The organism is Sphingomonas hylomeconis (assembly GCF_025370105.1).
Lineage (GTDB): Bacteria > Pseudomonadota > Alphaproteobacteria > Sphingomonadales > Sphingomonadaceae > Sphingomonas > Sphingomonas hylomeconis.
Map to the genome: position 1 here is coordinate 170,922 of NZ_JANQBK010000005.1, position 16,368 is coordinate 187,289.

16 protein-coding genes are annotated in these 16,368 nt (G+C 66.8%); 13 read left to right on the forward strand and 3 right to left on the reverse strand.

Annotation, left to right across the window (positions count from 1 at the left end):
* Nucleotides 1-24 precede the first annotated feature (24 nt).
* From NV401_RS09740 to NV401_RS09750, 3 genes are all read left to right on the forward strand, one after another.
* Nucleotides 25-1,449: an aldehyde dehydrogenase gene (locus NV401_RS09740; protein ID WP_261294220.1), complete on the forward strand. Its 1,425-nt coding sequence runs from the start codon at nt 25-27 to the stop codon at nt 1,447-1,449.
* A 120-nt stretch (nt 1,450-1,569) separates the two neighbouring features.
* On the forward strand, nt 1,570-2,406 hold the full coding sequence (locus tag NV401_RS09745) for a p-hydroxycinnamoyl CoA hydratase/lyase (protein WP_261294221.1): 837 nt from the start codon (nt 1,570-1,572) through the stop codon (nt 2,404-2,406).
* A 146-nt stretch (nt 2,407-2,552) separates the two neighbouring features.
* Nucleotides 2,553-4,646 carry an acetate--CoA ligase family protein gene (locus tag NV401_RS09750; protein ID WP_261294222.1) on the forward strand — a complete coding sequence of 698 codons (2,094 nt, stop codon included), beginning with the start codon at nt 2,553-2,555 and terminating at the stop codon, nt 4,644-4,646.
* Between the two features lie 7 nt (nt 4,647-4,653).
* On the opposite strand, the gene NV401_RS09755 is transcribed toward NV401_RS09750, so the two are convergent.
* The 3 genes from NV401_RS09755 to NV401_RS09765 are packed head-to-tail and all read right to left on the reverse strand — an operon-like array spanning nt 4,654 to nt 6,867.
* The gene (locus NV401_RS09755) at nt 4,654-5,097 is read right to left on the reverse strand and encodes a MarR family winged helix-turn-helix transcriptional regulator (protein WP_261294223.1); all 444 of its coding nucleotides are present in this window, start codon (nt 5,095-5,097) and stop codon (nt 4,654-4,656) included.
* A 53-nt stretch (nt 5,098-5,150) separates the two neighbouring features.
* Nucleotides 5,151-6,203 (reverse strand): 4-oxalomesaconate tautomerase, encoded by a 1,053-nt coding sequence (locus tag NV401_RS09760; protein ID WP_261294224.1) that lies wholly within the window; start codon nt 6,201-6,203, stop codon nt 5,151-5,153.
* The gene (locus tag NV401_RS09765) at nt 6,196-6,867 is read right to left on the reverse strand and encodes a 4-carboxy-4-hydroxy-2-oxoadipate aldolase/oxaloacetate decarboxylase (protein ID WP_261294225.1); all 672 of its coding nucleotides are present in this window, start codon (nt 6,865-6,867) and stop codon (nt 6,196-6,198) included. Before NV401_RS09765 ends, NV401_RS09760 begins: the two co-directional genes overlap by 8 nt.
* Before the next feature lie 103 nt (nt 6,868-6,970).
* On the opposite strand from NV401_RS09765, the gene NV401_RS09770 reads away from it, so the two are divergent.
* From NV401_RS09770 to NV401_RS09815, 10 genes are all read left to right on the forward strand, one after another.
* Nucleotides 6,971-8,158 carry a LysR family transcriptional regulator gene (locus tag NV401_RS09770; protein ID WP_261294226.1) on the forward strand — a complete coding sequence of 396 codons (1,188 nt, stop codon included), beginning with the start codon at nt 6,971-6,973 and terminating at the stop codon, nt 8,156-8,158.
* Between the two features lie 54 nt (nt 8,159-8,212).
* Nucleotides 8,213-9,028, forward strand: a complete 816-nt coding sequence (locus NV401_RS09775) for an NAD(P)-dependent oxidoreductase (protein WP_261294227.1) — start codon at nt 8,213-8,215, stop codon at nt 9,026-9,028.
* The gene (locus NV401_RS09780) at nt 9,025-10,044 is read left to right on the forward strand and encodes an amidohydrolase family protein (RefSeq protein WP_261294228.1); all 1,020 of its coding nucleotides are present in this window, start codon (nt 9,025-9,027) and stop codon (nt 10,042-10,044) included. Before NV401_RS09775 ends, NV401_RS09780 begins: the two co-directional genes overlap by 4 nt.
* Before the next feature lie 145 nt (nt 10,045-10,189).
* Nucleotides 10,190-11,074, forward strand: coding sequence for an amidohydrolase family protein (locus NV401_RS09785; RefSeq protein ID WP_261294331.1), 885 nt, complete (start codon nt 10,190-10,192; stop codon nt 11,072-11,074).
* Nucleotides 11,071-11,505, forward strand: a complete 435-nt coding sequence (ligA, locus tag NV401_RS09790) for a protocatechuate 4,5-dioxygenase subunit alpha (RefSeq protein WP_261294229.1) — start codon at nt 11,071-11,073, stop codon at nt 11,503-11,505. Before NV401_RS09785 ends, ligA begins: the two co-directional genes overlap by 4 nt.
* The gene (locus NV401_RS09795) at nt 11,505-12,347 is read left to right on the forward strand and encodes a class III extradiol dioxygenase subunit beta (protein ID WP_261294230.1); all 843 of its coding nucleotides are present in this window, start codon (nt 11,505-11,507) and stop codon (nt 12,345-12,347) included. The genes ligA and NV401_RS09795 overlap by 1 nt, the downstream gene beginning before the upstream one ends.
* Nucleotides 12,348-12,469: 122 nt before the next feature.
* Nucleotides 12,470-13,411: a Gfo/Idh/MocA family oxidoreductase gene (locus NV401_RS09800; protein WP_261294231.1), complete on the forward strand. Its 942-nt coding sequence runs from the start codon at nt 12,470-12,472 to the stop codon at nt 13,409-13,411.
* A complete protein-coding gene (pobA, locus tag NV401_RS09805; protein ID WP_261294232.1) occupies nt 13,408-14,589 on the forward strand; it encodes a 4-hydroxybenzoate 3-monooxygenase in 1,182 nt (393 codons plus the stop codon). Before NV401_RS09800 ends, pobA begins: the two co-directional genes overlap by 4 nt.
* Nucleotides 14,590-14,667: 78 nt before the next feature.
* Nucleotides 14,668-15,630: an alpha/beta hydrolase gene (locus tag NV401_RS09810; RefSeq protein ID WP_261294233.1), complete on the forward strand. Its 963-nt coding sequence runs from the start codon at nt 14,668-14,670 to the stop codon at nt 15,628-15,630.
* Between the two features lie 117 nt (nt 15,631-15,747).
* The gene (locus tag NV401_RS09815) at nt 15,748-16,227 is read left to right on the forward strand and encodes a MarR family winged helix-turn-helix transcriptional regulator (protein WP_261294234.1); all 480 of its coding nucleotides are present in this window, start codon (nt 15,748-15,750) and stop codon (nt 16,225-16,227) included.
* Nucleotides 16,228-16,368: the final 141 nt, after the last annotated feature.

The window sequence follows — 16,368 nt, forward strand, 5'->3', positions numbered from 1 at the left end:
CATAACAATAATTGGAGAGGTTTGATGGCTACTTTGGTTGGCGAAAGCCCCCCCCGCACGTTCGATCGCCGCAATCCGGTCACCGGCGCCGTCGCCACGACCACGCCTGCGGCTTCCATCGCCAATGTCGATGCGGCGTGCGCCGCTGCCGCTGCCGCCTTCCCCGCCTGGGCGGCGGTCGGCCCGACGGCCCGACGCGTGTTGCTCAACAAGGCCGCCGATGCGCTCGAAGCGCGCAAGGACGCCTTCATCACCGCGATGGTCGCGGAAATCGGCGCCACGCCGCCCTGGGCCGGTTTCAACCTGATGCTCGCCGCCGGAATTATCCGCGAAGCTGCGGCGATGACCACGCAGATCGGCGGCGAGGTGATCCCCTCGGACAAGCCTGGCTGCATCGCCATGGCGCTGCGTGAACCGGTCGGCGTGATGGTCGGCATCGCGCCGTGGAATGCGCCGATCATCCTCGGAGTCCGTGCGATCGCCATGCCGCTCGCCTGCGGCAATACGGTGATCCTCAAGGCGTCCGAAGCGTGCCCGCGCACGCATGCGCTGATCGTCGAGGCATTCAACGAAGTGCTGCCCGAAGGCACGGTCCATCTGATCAGCAACGCGCCCGAGGATGCCGGCGAGATCGTCGGCGCGCTGATCGACAACCCGCATGTCCGCCGTATCAACTTCACCGGATCGACGCATGTCGGCAAGATCATCGCCAAGCGTGCGGCCGAGCATCTCAAGCCGGTCCTGTTGGAACTGGGCGGCAAGGCGCCGTTTCTGGTGCTCGACGACGCCGATCTCGACGAGGCGGTCAAGGCCGCCGCGTTCGGCGCTTTCATGAATTCAGGACAGATCTGCATGTCGACCGAGCGGATCATCGTCGTCGACAGTGTCGCCGATCGTTTTGCCGAGAAGTTCGCCGCCAAGGCCAAGACGCTCGCGGTGGGCAACCCGGCCGAAGGCAAGACGCAATTGGGCGCCGTGGTCGACCAGAAGACCGTCGACACGGTTACCGAGTTGGTCGACGATGCGCTGGCCAAAGGCGCGGTGCGCATCGCCGGCAGTGCCAGCGATAGCGTGCTGATGTCCGCTACCGTGATCGATAAGGTTACCACCGACATGCGGCTGTTCCGCGACGAAAGCTTCGGCCCCGTCGTCGGCATCATCCGCGCGCGCGACGAGGCACATGCCATCGAACTCGCCAACGACACGGCCTACGGCCTGTCGGCGGCGGTCTTCACAAAGGATACGGCGCGGGGCCTGCGTGTCGCCAAGCAGATCCAGTCCGGCATCTGCCACATCAACGGGCCGACCGTGCACGACGAAGCGCAGATGCCGTTCGGCGGCACCAAGGCATCAGGCTATGGCCGGTTCGGCGGTAAGGCGGGGATCGACAGCTTCACCGAACTGCGCTGGATCACGATCGAAACCCAACCGGGACATTATCCGATCTGAACTGCCGCGCGCGCGGCCGGAATGCCGCGCGCCCCCCTTTTTGACGATAGCGCCCGTTGCCAGCGGGCGCCCCACCCCAGCCCCGGCCGACACCATGGCAGGGAAGCAAGAGGACTACCGATGACCAACACCAGCAGCAACGGCGTCGTCGCCTATGACATCGAGAACGGCATCGCCTGGGTGCGCTTCAACCGTCCCGACAAGCGCAACGCGATGAGCCCGACGCTGAACCGCGACATGATGGAAGTGCTCGATCTGCTCGAACATGACGACAATGTCGGCGTGCTCGTGCTCGGCGGTGAAGGCCCGGCCTGGACCGCGGGCATGGATCTCAAGGAATATTTCCGCGAGACGGAAGTCGATGGACTGCGCGGCACGCGCAAGGCGCAGCGCGAAAGCTATGGCTGGTGGCGCCGACTGCGCTGGTATCAGAAGCCGACCATCGCGATGGTCAATGGCTGGTGCTTCGGCGGCGGCTATGGCCCGCTGTTCGCCTGCGACCTCGCGTTCGCGGCGGAAGAGGCCAAGTTCGGCCTGTCCGAGATCAACTGGGGTATCCTGCCCGGCGGCGGCGCGACCAAGGTGGCGACCGAACTGCTGCCGTTCCGCAAGGCGATGTACCACGCGATGACCGGCGAGAATATCGACGGCAAGACCGCCGCCGACTGGGGTCTGGTCAACGAGGCGCTGCCGCTGGCGCAGCTCAAGGACCGCGTCACCGAGGTCGCCAAGGTGCTGCTCGCCAAGAACCCGGTCGCGCTCAAGGCGACCAAGGATGCGGTGCGCCGCGTCGGCGTGATGACATATGACGAAGCCGAGGATTATCTGATCCGTGCGCAGGAAGCGGCCAATTCGTACGATAACGAAGGGCGCAAGGAAGGCATCCGGCAGTTCATCGACGAGAAGAGCTACAAGCCCGGCCTCGGCGCGTACGACAAGGACAAGGTGAAGGGCTGAGCCGCCCGTTCAGACCGCTCGCCCACACCCTGCCCACCCGGCTGCGCCGGGCGGGCCCCTTCCCTCTCCCGATGGGAGAGGGAGGGAGCGGTGCAGCCGCGGGAGGGTGAGGGCGACCATGAGACCGACCGCTTAAAGGGACTTCCATGCCCGACCTAACTCGCCTGCTCAGCCCGCGCTCGGTCGCCATCGTCGGTGCGTCGCCCACGCCGGGCGCGCTCGGCAATTCGGTGCTGCGCAATCTCGAACGTCACGGCTTCAGCGGGGCGATCCATTTGATCAATCCCAAGCGCGACACGATCGAGGGCCGCCCGTGCCTGAAATCGATCGCCGAACTGCCCGAGGGCGTCGATGCCGCGGTGCTGGCGATCCCGGGCCCGGCCGTGCTGGGCGCGGTGCGCGAACTGGCGGCGCGCGGCGTCGGGGCCGTGGTGATCTTCTCCGCCGGCTTCGCGGAGGGCGGCGACGAGGGGCTGGCCGCGCAGGCCGAAGTGGCGCGGATCGCTGCCGCCCACGATATGGTGATCGAAGGGCCGAACTGCCTCGGCCTGGTCAACTATATCGACGGCGTGGCGCTGACCTTTGTCGAGACGCCCGCATTGCGGCTCGGCGACCGGCCCGGTGTCGGCATCGTCTCGCAATCGGGCGCGATGGCGGTCGTACTGGGCACGACGTTGATGGCCAAGGATCTCGGCATCTCGATCTCGGTGTCGACCGGCAACGAAGCGGCCAGCGGCGTCGAGGATTATGTCGAGTACCTCGTGGATACGCCCCACACGCAGGTGATCGGCATGATCGTCGAGCAGTTCCGTCAGCCCGAGCGCTTCCTCGCGGTCGCGCGGCGGATGCGCGCGGCGGGCAAGACGATCGTGCTGCTGCATCCCGGCAAGTCCGCCGCCGCACGCGAATCCGCTGCGACGCATACCGGCGCTATGGCCGGCGACTGGCAGTTGATGAAGACCAAGGTCGAGCGCGCCGGCGTGGTGCTGGTCGACAGCCTCGAGGAACTGGGCGACGTGATCGACATCGCGCTCCGCGCCAGGCCGGTCGGCAAGGGCGGCACCGCGGTGCTGACCGAATCCGGCGCGTTCAAGGCGTTGACGCTCGATCTGGCCGAGACGATCGGGCTCGATCTGCCGCCGGTCGGCGCGGATACCGAGGCCGAGCTGCGTGTCGCGATGCCCGATTTCATTCCCGTGTCGAACCCGATGGATCTCACCGCGCAGGCGCTGGTCGATCCCGACCTCTATCGCCGCACGCTGCAGCCGATCCTCGCCGATCGCAGCTTCGCCGCCGTCGTACTGGGTATCATCCAGACCGACGAGGCGACCGCCGCGCGCAAATTCCCCTATATCATCGACGCGGTACGGCAGATTGCGCCGGACAAGCCGGTGCTGTTTGCCGGGCTCGACGATGGCGCGGTGTTCAGCCCCGACTATATCGCCGGGCTGCGCGCCATCGGCGTGCCGTATTTTCCCTCCGCCGATCGCGCGTTTCGCGCGCTGCGCCACCTTTCGCGGCTCGCCGAGCGAGAGTTCGATAGCGCCGACGTCGCACCGATTGCACTCGACGGCCTGCCGAGCGGGGTGGTGCCGGAATATCGCGCCAAGCAGTTGCTGGGGCCGGTCGGCATCCCCTTCCCTGCCGGTGGTTTCGCCGCCACCGCCGAGGAGGCCAAGGCGGTCGCCGCGCGGATCGGCTATCCGGTGGTGCTGAAGGCGCAGGCTTCAGCGCTCAGCCACAAGAGCGATGCCGGCGGCGTGCTGCTCAACATCGCCGATGATGCCGCGCTCGCGGACGCCTGGACCAAGCTCTATGCGAATGTCGAGGCTTATGCCCCCGGCCTGGCGCTCGACGGCGCGCTGATCGAAAGCATGGGTGCACGCGGCACGGAATTGATCATCGGCGCGAAAAACGATCCCGAGTGGGGCCCCGTGATCCTGGTCGGCTTCGGCGGCGTGCAGGCGGAACTGCTCCAGGATGTCCGGCTGCTGCCGCACGATCTGAGCCGCGCCGCGATCATCGCCGCGCTGCGCAGCCTGAAGAGCGCGGCGATCCTTGACGGGTTCCGTGGCGCACCGGCGCTGGATATCGAGGCGGTGGCCGACATCGTCGTCACGCTCGGCTGCGTGCTCGCCGGCACCCCGGCGATCCGCGAGATCGATCTCAACCCGGTACTGATCTACCCCGAGGGCCAGGGCGCGGTGGCATTGGACGCGTTGATCCTGGCGGACGGCTGAGCCGACGTCAGGGTTTGCGCGCCTCGATGCGCGCCAGCAGCGCGATCAGCGTCTGCCGTTCCGCATTGGTGAATTGGTCGAGCATCCGCGCCTCGTGCGCCTCGATGCGCGCGGTGCATTCGGTAAGCCGTTCGCGACCGACGCTGGTCAGCGTCAGCGAAAAGGCACGGCGGTCGTCGGGCGCGACCGCACGGGCGAGCAGCCCGGCATCGACCAATTCGTTGATCAGCGCGACCATGTTGGCGCGCTTGATGCCGAGCGCGGTGCCGACGGCGCCCTGATTGACGCCGGGATTGGCCTCTACGATGGCAAGGATGCCGAGCAGGACCTGGCGCATCCCCGTGCCGGCCATCGCCTCGTGGAAATCGAGCGCGAAGGCACCGGACGCGCGGCGCAGGTGATAGCCGATCAGGTGCGAGAGGGTGCCGATGGCAAGCGGTTTTCGTGACATATCGGCTACGGGGGAAGCCACGTTTGATCGGCGGCGTCAACCGAGCCGCGTGCCTAGCCGAAGACGATGCCGTCCATCAGCTTGCGCGCGGTGCGCAGCAGCGCCGCACTCGCCACCTGTCCATCAGCATCGAGCGCGAGCACGCAGCTCATTTCCCCGGTGGGATGCTCGACCGACAGCATCTTGCGTGCACCAGCCGGTACCGACGCGACCGCCGCCGCCGGCGAGCCGGGTATCAGGCAGGCGGTGGCCACGCTGACCGCGCCCAGCACGCCAATCGTGGCATGCGCGCGGTGCGGGATGAAGCTGCGCACCGTGACCGCCCCGCCATGCTGCGGCGGGGCGACCAGCATCATCTTGGGCACGGACTTCTCGGTCACGTCCCCCAGGTTCATCAGCGGGCCGGCCTGCAGCCGGATCGCCTCGATACGGGCCTTGAGCGCAAGATCGGCGTCGAGCGTTTCGCGATCTTCATAGCCGGTCGCGCCGACATCCTCGGCCGCGAACACCACGCAGGGCATGCCATTGTCGATCAGCGTGCAGGCGACGCCATCGATCACGTCGCTTGCATTGCCGGTCGGCAGCAGGGCGCCGCACGACGATCCTGCGGTATCGCGGAATTCGAGCGGGATCGGCGCGGCGGTGCCGGGGACCCCGTCGATCGCCGCCGGTCCGGCATAGGTCGGGGTGCCGCCCGGGGTCTGGCAGGTGGCGACCGCGATCTGCCCGGTATTGACCATGAAGATCGCCACGGGGGTCTCGTCGCCGGTTGGCGGCACGAGCCCGCGCTCCAGCGCAAACGGTCCGACGGCCGCCAGCATGTTGCCGCAATTCTGGCTGTCGGACACGAGCGCCTGATCGACGAACACCTGCAGGAACAGATAGTCGATATCGACCCCGTCGCGGTCCGATTTGCTGACCACCGCGACCTTGGAGGTGAGCGGATCGGCACCGCCCATGCCGTCGATCTGACGTGGATCGGGCGAACCCATCACGCGCAGCAGGAACGCGTCGCGCGTCGCCGGATCGGCGGGAAGATCCGAGGCGAGGAACACGGCCCCCTTGGACGTGCCGCCGCGCATCCACATCACCGGCGCTTCATTCATATGTCAGCCCCATCTCGGCCAGTTTCCCGCGCATGTCGTAGATGTCGAGCCCGAGTTCGCCCGCCGCCAGCCGCACGCGCTTCGATTCCTCGGCCGCTTCGCGCGCCTGCGCCTTGGCCAGCACGTCCGCGGCAGCGGCGCGCTTGACCACGCAGACGCCGTCATCGTCGGCGACGATCACGTCGCCCGCCTCGATCGCCGCGCCTGCGCAGACGATCGGCACATTGACTGAGCCGAGCACCGCCTTGACGGTGCCCTGCGCATGGACCGCCTTCGACCAGACCGGGAAGCCCATCTGCGTGAGATCGCGCACGTCGCGCACGCCGGCATCGATGACCAGCCCCCGGCAACCGCGCGCCTGTGCCGAGGTGGCGAGCAGGTCACCGAAATAGCCGTCCTCGCACGGCGAGGTCGGGGCGAGCACCAGGATATCGCCGGCGCGAAGTTGCTCGACCGCGACGTGGATCATCCAATTGTCGCCCGGTGGCGCGGAGATCGTGACCGCCGAGCCGGCGATCCGTGCGCCGGGATAGATCGGACGCAGCCGGCTGGCGAGCAGCCCGATGCGCCCCTGTGCCTCATGCACCGTGGCGACGCCGGCGGCAGCGAGCCCGTCGATCACCGACGGATCGGCGCGCTGGATGGTGGTGACGACTTTGGCCATGAGGCTCCCTTTCGCGGTTCTCGTCGCTGCCTGCGCGCGCAGGGCCGATGCCGGCAATTCGGAACTGTGCGCCGCCGATAAGTTTTCGCTATAGGTGGCGACGATGAGCCCGTTCGATCTCAACCTGCGCCATCTGCGCGCGCTCGCCGTGATCGTCTCGCGCGGCAGCATGAGCGCGGCGGCCGAGATCGTTAGCCTGTCGCAGCCGGCGCTGACGCAGGGGCTGGCCAAGCTCGAGCGCCAGCTGGGTGCGGCGTTGTTCGATCGCCGCGCGGACGGAATGACGCCGACCGATGCCGGGCTGGCGCTGGCAGCGCGCGCGGAAGCGGCATTCGCGCGGCTGCGCGGCGCCGCGCCCGGCGGCGGACGCGGCTTTGCCCGGCCCGAACAGCTGATGACGGCGACGCAATTGCGCGCGTTTCTGGCGCTCGCCGATGCCGGCAGCTTCGTCGGCGCGGGAACCGCAACCAACCTGTCGCAGCCCGCAATCCATCGCGCGGTACGCGATCTGGAACAGGTATGCGGCGTGCTGCTGGTCGAGCGCCGCGGCCGCGGGATCGCGCTGAGCGATGCCGGCCGACGGCTGACGCGCGGCGTGCGGCTGGCCTCGGCAGAGATCGCCGCCGGGATCGTCGAAGCCGCGCCCGATCTGCGCGGCGGCCGGATCGCGATCGGGGCCATGCCGCTGTCGCGCGCGCTGCTGCTGCCGCACGCAGTGGCGCGGATCGCGCAGGAGATGCCCAATGCGCGCTTCGACATCGTCGAGGGTTCCTGGCGCGAATTGGTCGAGCAGCTGCGCGATGGCGCGATCGACCTGATGATCGGCGCGCTGCGCGATCCCGCGCCGGATCTCGAACAGGACCCGCTCCTGGACGACCGGCTGGTGATCGTCGGGCGCATCGGCCATCCGCTGGCGGGGCCGGCGATGCCCAGCCGGGCGGCGCTCGCCGCCTATCCGTGGATCGTCGGGCGCAGCGGCGCGCCGCTACGCGCGCTATGGGAAAATCTGTTTGCCGGCGAACCGCCGCACGCGCCGATCGAATGCGGCTCGGTGATGGTGATCCGCGGCGTGCTGCGCGAGGGCGATTTTTTGACCATGCTGTCGCCCGACCAAGTGGCACTGGAGATCGCCAGCGGGATGCTCGCCACGGTCGGGCCCGAGCTCGCCTCCAGCGGGCGGGTGATCGGCGTCACGACGCGCGCCGGCTGGCGACCGACCCGCGTCCAGGCGCGCTTCCTCAGCGTGCTGCGGGATCATGCGACCAGTATGACGAATCAGGATTTCGAATAGGTTATGCCGCATTCCGATTAGCGGCGGCCGCCGCGCAACGCTTACCCCGATGCGGTGGAGAAGAGACTCGCATTGATCGGTTACGGCGAGGCGGCGCGCGCGTTCGTGCCGGACCTGACCGCGACGATCGCGCATTTCGATCTTTTGCCGGAGCGATCCGGCACGGTATCGGATGCCGCGGCGCTGGCGGGTGCGCGGGCTGCTTTGTCGCTGGTCACGGCCGATCAGGCCCTGGCTGCCGCTCAGTCGGCCGCGCGCCACCTCCCGGCCGATATGATGTTCTTCGACATGAACAGCGTCGCGCCCGCCACGAAGCGTGCCGCGGCACACGCGATCGACGAAGCGGGTGGCCGCTATGTCGACGTCGCGGTGATGGCGCCGGTCCTTCCCGCGCGCACCGCCGTGCCCCTGCTCCTCTCCGGCCCGCATGCCGCGGCGGGGGCCGACTTCCTGAAGGCGATCGGCTTCAAGGCGGTCCGCGTGGTCGGCGGCGAGGTCGGGCGGGCCTCGTCGATCAAGATGATCCGCTCGGTGATGGTCAAAGGGATCGAGGCGCTGAGCGCGGAGTGCGTGTTCGCCGCCGATGCCGCGGGCGTGCTCGACGAAGTGCTGGCGTCGCTCGATGCGAGCCCGGCGCCGGCCGGCTGGGCGGTGCGCGCCGATTACAATCTCGAACGCATGATCGAACACGGCCTGCGCCGCGCGGCCGAGATGGAAGAGGTCGTCAAGACGCTCGACGCGCTCGGCACCGGTGCGGCGATGACCCGCGGCACCGTGCTGCGCCAGCGCGCGATCGGCGCGCGCGCGCTGGCGGCACCCGATACGCTTGCCGCCAAGCTCACGATTCTAAAACAGGCGGACCCCGCATGATCATCGACTGTCACGGCCACTACACCGTCCTCCCCGCGGCGCACGATGCGTGGCGCGAGCAGCAGAAGGCGGCGTTCAAGGCCGGCACGCCCTGCCCTGCCTATCCCGACATTTCGGACGCCGAGATCCGCGAGACGATCGAGGCCAACCAGCTGCGGCTGGTGAAGGAACGCGGCGCGGACATGACGATCTTCTCGCCGCGGGCGAGCGCGATGGCGCCGCATGTCGGTGATGCGGCGATGGCGGTGGAATGGGCGCGGCGCTGCAACGACCTGATCGCGCGCGTCGTCGCGATGTATCCCGAGACGTTTGCCGGCGTGTGCATGCTGCCGCAGTCGCCGGGCACCGATCTCACGAGCTCGATCGCCGAGCTCGAGCGCTGCGTCGTCGAGCATGGCTTTATCGGCTGCAACCTCAACCCCGACCCTTCGGGCGGGCATTTCAACAGCCCGCCGCTGACCGACCGCTACTGGTATCCGTTCTACGAGAAGATGGTCGAGCTCGACGTGCCGGCGATGATCCACGTCTCGGGCAGCTGCAACCCGGCGATGCACGCCACCGGCGCCTATTACATCGCCGCCGATACGATCGCGTTCATGCAATTGCTCGAGGGCGACTTGTTCGCCGATTTCCCCAGCCTGCGCTTCATCATCCCGCACGGCGGCGGCGCCGTGCCCTATCATTGGGGGCGCTATCGCGGGCTGGCCGATATGCTCAAGAAGCCGTCGGTCGACGACTATCTGATGAACAACGTCTTCTTCGACACCTGCGTCTACCACCAGCCCGGGATCAACCTGCTGGCCGAAGTGATCGAGAACAAGAATATCCTGTTCGGCTCGGAGATGGTCGGCGCGGTTCGCGGGATCGATCCGCGCACGGGTCATTATTTCGACGACACCAAACGCTATGTGGATGCGCTGGACATCTCCGACGCAGAGCGTGCGGCGATCTTTTCGGGCAACACGCGCAAAGTGTTTCCGCGGCTCGACGCCAAGCTGAAGGCGCGCGGGCTGTGAGCGGCCGTCAGGCCACCCCGTCACCCCGGACTTGTTCCGGGGTCTACGGTGCCACAGCCTCCGAGACCGTTGGGTTTGCGGCGCGGTGGACCCCGGAACAAGTCCGGGGTGACGGATGGGGGACGGGCCTGTGACCGCCTTCCAGATGGACGCTGACTGGCTGTGCTTCGACCCTGCTCCGTCGAAGCCCACCTTCACCCCGCCCCCCGGCGCGGTCGATGCGCATTGCCATGTGTTCGGGCCCGGCGACGCATTCCCTTACGCGCCGGAGCGGAAATACACGCCGTGCGACGCCGGCAAGGACAAGCTGTACGCATTGCGCGACTTTCTCGGTTTCTCGCGTAACGTGGTGGTGCAGGCGACCTGCCACGGCACCGATAATCGCGCGATGATCGATGCGCTCGTCAATGCGGATGGCAAAGCGCGCGGCGTCGCTACGGTAAAGGCCGACATTGCGGCGGAAGAAATCGCCGAGATGCACGAGGCCGGGGTTCGCGGGGTGCGTTTCAATTACGTCAAGCGGCTCGTCGATCCCAAGCCCGACGCTTATTATCGCGGCATCATCGAGAAGATCGCCGCGTTCGGCTGGCACATCGTGGTCTATTTCGAGGCCGCCGATCTCGAGGAGAAGTGGGACTTCTTCACCTCGCTCCCGACGACGGTGGTGGTCGACCATATGGGCCGTCCCGACGTGACCACATCGGCCGACGGCCCCGAATTCGCGCGCTTCCTGGAATTCATGGACCGCGACAATGTCTGGTCGAAGGTCACCTGTCCCGAGCGCCTCTCCAAGTCCGGCCCGCCGACCTATGACGATTTCGTGCCCTTTGCGCGCAAGGTTGTCGAAACCTATCCCGATCGCGTGCTGTGGGGCACCGATTGGCCGCACCCGAACCTCAACATGGTCGGCCACATGCCCGACGACGGCGCCCTGGTGAACATCATCCCGCGCATCGCACCCACGCCCGAGCTGCAGCGCAAGCTGCTGATCGACAATCCGACGCGCCTCTATTGGGGAGACTCCGCATGACCAGTCCACGCGATATCCATGCCTATCTCGCCGAGTTCGACGATATTCCCGGTACGCGCGTCTATACCGCCAAGCGGGCGCGCCAGGGCTATCAGCTCAATCAGTTCGCAATGAGCCTCATGAAGCCGGAAAATCGCGAACGCTGGAAGGCGGACGAAGCGGCCTATCTCGACGAATGGAAGATCACGCCCGAGCAGAAGCAGGCCGTGCTCGACCGCGACTATAACCGGCTGCTCGATCTCGGCGGCAACATCTATTTCCTGGCGAAGGTGTTCAGCACCGACGGCCTGTCGTTCCTTCAGGCGGTGAGCACGATGAGCGGCATGAGCGTCGAAGACTATTCGGCGATGATGATTGCCGGCGGCCGCTCGCCCGAAGGCGTGCGCTCAATCAAGGCCAATGCCGCGAACGGCGAAACGGAGAAGCAATAATGGCGCGTATCACGGCCGGCATCGGCTGCAGCCACATTCCCGCACTTGGCGTCGCGGTCGATCTCGACAAGACCGCGGAGGCCTATTGGCAGCCGGCCTTTGCCGGGTTCGACTGGACCAAGGAATGGGAAAAGCGCGAGAAGCCGGACGTGATCGTCCTGGTCTATAACGATCACGCCTCGGCGTTCGACATGAAGATCATTCCGACCTTCGCGATCGGCTGCGGCGAGGAATATCAGCCCGCCGACGAAGGCTGGGGCCCGCGCAAGGTGCCGACGGTGATGGGCCATCCCGATCTCGCCTGGCATATCGCGCAAAGCCTTATCCTCGACGAATTCGACATGACCATCATCAACGAGATGGATGTCGATCACGGGCTCACCGTGCCGCTGTCGATGATGTTCGGGCAACCCGCGGCCTGGCCGTGCAAGGTGATCCCGATCGCCGTCAACGTCGTCACCTATCCGCCCCCCTCGGGCAACCGTTGCTGGGCGCTGGGCGAGGCAATCGCGCGCGCGGTCGAGAGCTTCGACGAGGATCTCAACGTCCAGGTGTGGGGCACCGGCGGCATGAGCCACCAGCTGCAGGGCCCGCGCGCCGGGCTGATCAACAAGGAATGGGACACCATGTTCCTCGACGGGCTGGTCGGCGACAGCGATGCGCTGCGCCACATCCCGCATATCGAATATCTCCGCGAAACCGGCTCCGAGGGGATCGAGATGGTGATGTGGCTGATCATGCGTGGCGCGATGGGCAAGGCGACGCGCGAACTGCATCGCCATTACCACGTTCCCGCCAGCAACACCGCGGTCGGCCATATCGTGCTCGAACCGGTTTCTTAACCCCCTCTCCCCTCCGGGGAGAGGGTCCGGGAGGCGGGCAGTTCCAAGCGCGACCTCTCCCGACTGCCGCTCTCCCCTACCCTCTCCCCGAAACGGAGAGGGAGTTAGAAAGGAAATCCCCAATGAAGATCGCCCTCGCCGGCGCCGGCGCGTTCGGAGAAAAGCATCTCGACGGCCTCAAGCTGATCGACGGAGTCGAGGTGACCAGTCTGGTCGGCCGCCGGCTCGAGCCGACCCAGGCGATTGCCGCCAAATACGGTATCGGCCATGCCACCACCGATCTCGCCGAGACGCTGGCGCGCGACGACGTCGATGCCGTGATCCTGTGCACGCCCACACAGATGCACGCCGCCCAGGCGATCCAGTGCATGGACGCCGGAAAACACGTGCAGGTCGAGATTCCGCTCGCCGACAGCTTGGCCGATGCCGAAGCGGTGCTCGCCAGGAGCCAGGAAACCGGGCTCACCTGCATGGTCGGCCACACCCGGCGCTTCAATCCCAGCCATCAATATATCCACGACCGCATCAAACGCGGCGAGTTCGACATCCAGCAGATGGACGTGCAGACCTATTTCTTCCGCCGCAAGAACATGAATGCCAAGGGCGAGGCGCGCTCCTGGACGGATCACCTGCTGTGGCATCACGCCGCGCACACCGTCGATCTGTTCGCCTATCAGGCCGGACCGATCGTCAAGGCCAACGCGATCGAAGGCCCGATCCATCCCGAACTCGGCATCGCCATGGACATGTCGATCCAGCTCAAGGCGGAAAGCGGCGCGATCTGCACGCTCAGCCTGTCGTTCAACAACGATGGCCCGCTCGGCACCTTCTTCCGCTATATCGGCAACAGCGCGACCTATCTCGCGCGCTACGACGATCTCTTTACCGGCAAGGACGAGCAGATCGACGTCAGCAACGTCGCGGTATCGATGAACGGGATCGAGCTGCAGGACCGCGAATTCATCAGCGCGATCCGCGAGGGCCGCGAGCCGAACAGCTCGGTCGCGCAAGTCCTCCCCTGCTACCGCGTGCTCGACGCGCTCGAGAAGCAGCTTCAGGCATGACGGCGCCGGGCAAGACGGGGGTCGCGATCATCGGATCGGGCCCTTCCGGCCTGCTGCTTGGCCACCTGTTGCGCGCGGCCGGCATCGAATGCGTCATCATCGAGCGTCAGGCGCCGGACTATGTGCTCGGCCGGATCCGCGCCGGGGTGCTGGAAACCGTCACCACCGATCTGCTGCGGCAGCTCGGCATCGACCAGCGCATGAACGCCGAAGGGCTGATCGAGGACGGCTTCAACCTCGCCGACGGCGAACAGCTGATCCGCATCGACATCCGCAAGCTTACCGGCAAGCACGTAACGGTCTATGGCCAGACCGAAGTGACGCGCGACCTGATGGAAGCGGCGCCGGCGCGCGGGCTGGAGATCGTGTGCGAGGCCAAGGACGTCGCGCTGCACGATCTGGAGAGCGATGCGCCTTCGGTGACGTACCTGAAGGACGGCGTTGAGCATCGCCTGCACGCCGAATTCATCGCCGGCTGCGACGGTTTCCACGGCGCCTCGCGCAAGAGCATCCCCGCCGCCAAGGTGCGCGAGTTCGAACGCGTCTATCCGTTCGGTTGGCTTGGTATCCTGGCCGACGTGCCGCCCTGTCACAGCGAATTGATCTATTCTAACAGCGATCGCGGCTTCGCGCTCGCCTCGATGCGCTCCAGCACGCGCAGCCGTTATTACATCCAGGTGCCGCTGACCGAGCGTATCGAGGACTGGCCGGAGGAACGGCTGTGGGACGAACTCGCGCTGCGCTTCGATCCGATCTCGCAGCACAAGGTGGTCCGCGGCCCGGCCCTGGAAATGTCGATCGCCCCGCTGCGCTCCTACGTCTTCGAAACGATGCGTCACGGTCGGCTGTTTCTTGCCGGCGACGCCGCGCATATCGTCCCGCCAACCGGCGCCAAGGGGTTGAACCTTGCGGCATCGGACGTGCTGTATCTTTCCGAAGCGCTGATCGCGCATTTTGCCTCGGCCGACGAACACGCGCTGCTCGCCTATGAAAAGCGCGCCCTGGCACGGATCTGGAAGGCCGAACGGTTCAGCTGGTCATTGACCAAGCTGATGCACCGGTTCCCCGAGGACGGGGCATTCGAACGCCGCATGCAGATCGCCGAGCTCGACTATCTGGCAGGATCGACCGCCATGCAGACGGCCATCGCGGAAAATTATGTCGGCCTGCCGCTCTAGGCGTGGCCGTCGGGTCGCCCGGTCATCCGGTCTCGCAGTGATGTCGAAGCATAGAATGATATAACCAAGGAGAGGCTGATGAAGATCGCGATACTGTGCGCCGCGATGCTCGCATGCGGCGCAACGGGCGCCGCGCAGGGCCAGGCGGATATGACGCCCGAGGCGCGCAAGGCGATGCAGGCCGCCAATGCCGCCTATAGCGCCCTGCCCGACACACGGGGAACAGGCGCCTATCCCGCCATCAAGCTGACCGATCCGGGACTGCCCGAACACCTGATCTATCGCCCGGCGGATCTCGACGCGCTCGGCGCGCGAAAGCTCGGCGTGATGGTCTGGGGCAATGGCGGCTGCAGCGACGATGCGGCGAGCGCGCGCTTTCATCTCAGCGAACTGGCGTCGCACGGTTATGTCGTGATCGCGCCTGGACGGGCGCTTTCCGGGCCCGGCGCGCCGCCGCAACCGGCCAATCCGCCCCCTCCGGGCCCGCTCGGCATCGAGACGACGTCGGCCCAGGTATCGGCCGGCCTCGATTGGGCGCTGGCGGAGAACAAGCGGCGCGGCAGCCCCCTGTATCGGCGGATCGACCCCAAGATGGTGGCGGTGTCCGGGCATAGCTGCGGGGGGCTGCAGGCAATCGAGCTCGCGGCAGATGCGCGGGTCCGCGCGGTGATCATCCACAATAGCGGCGTGTTCAAGGATGGCAGCAATCCGATCCGCGGCCTCACCATCGCGAAAACCGCCCTGCAGAAGCTGCACACCCCGATTCTGTACGTGATGGGCGGCCCCGGCGACGTCGCCTGGCCGAACGGGAATGACGATTTCGACCGGATCGATCGCGTGCCCGCGGCCATCGTCAGCCTGGATGTAGGCCATGGCGGCACGTTCCGCGATGCCAATGGCGGCCGAGTGGCCCAGGTCGACATTGCCTGGCTGGCGTGGCAGCTCCGTCACGACAGCGCGGCCGGGCGCTGGTTCCGCGGTGCCGATTGCCGCCTGTGCACGGATCCGAGCTGGACGATCCGCAAGAAGCGGATCGACTGACGACCGGCGACGCGGGAAACAGCTACGGCATTTCCCGCGTCGACGCGCACGGGGCGATCGGTCGCGATCGAAACGATGTGGCTTTGTTTGCGCCCGCCGATTGACTACAGCCGGTACATGGCTGTCCCTATTCCATCTGAAAACCCCGGCAACGACGAGCACCTCGCGCTTGGCCGTCTCGGCGACTTTATCGGCTTCCGCCTGCGGCGGATCCAGAACCAATTGTCGAACGCCTTTACCGCGCAGAGCGTCGCGCTCGGGCTGCGGCCGGGCGAGTTTTCGGCGCTCGCGATCATCTCGGCCAACCCCGGCCTGTCGCAGGGCACGCTGGCGCGCGAAGTCGGGCTCGACAAATCGGCGGCGGTCGCGGTCATCGACGATCTCGAGCGGCTCGGGCTTGCCGAACGCCGCCGGTCGACGGAGGACCGGCGCCGGCACGCGCTCCATACGACCAAGGCCGGCGAAGCGGCGCTCAAGAAGCTGTTCAGCCGGCTGGAAGCGGTCGAGAAGGATGTGTTGAACGTGCTGGGGCCGCACGATCTGCAGATCCTCAGCGGCTTGCTCGACCGCGTCTACGATTCCTGTTTCCGCATCTGAGGCGACGGGCGAAGCGCCGCCCCCCGCCGCCATTCGGGCTTTGCGGGATATTGGCACACGGCGGAGCAACATCGAACGCGTTCGATGCGTCCAGCGCCAGCGTCAGCTTGCCCGCATTGGCCGGCCCGCAGGCCGCGGAAG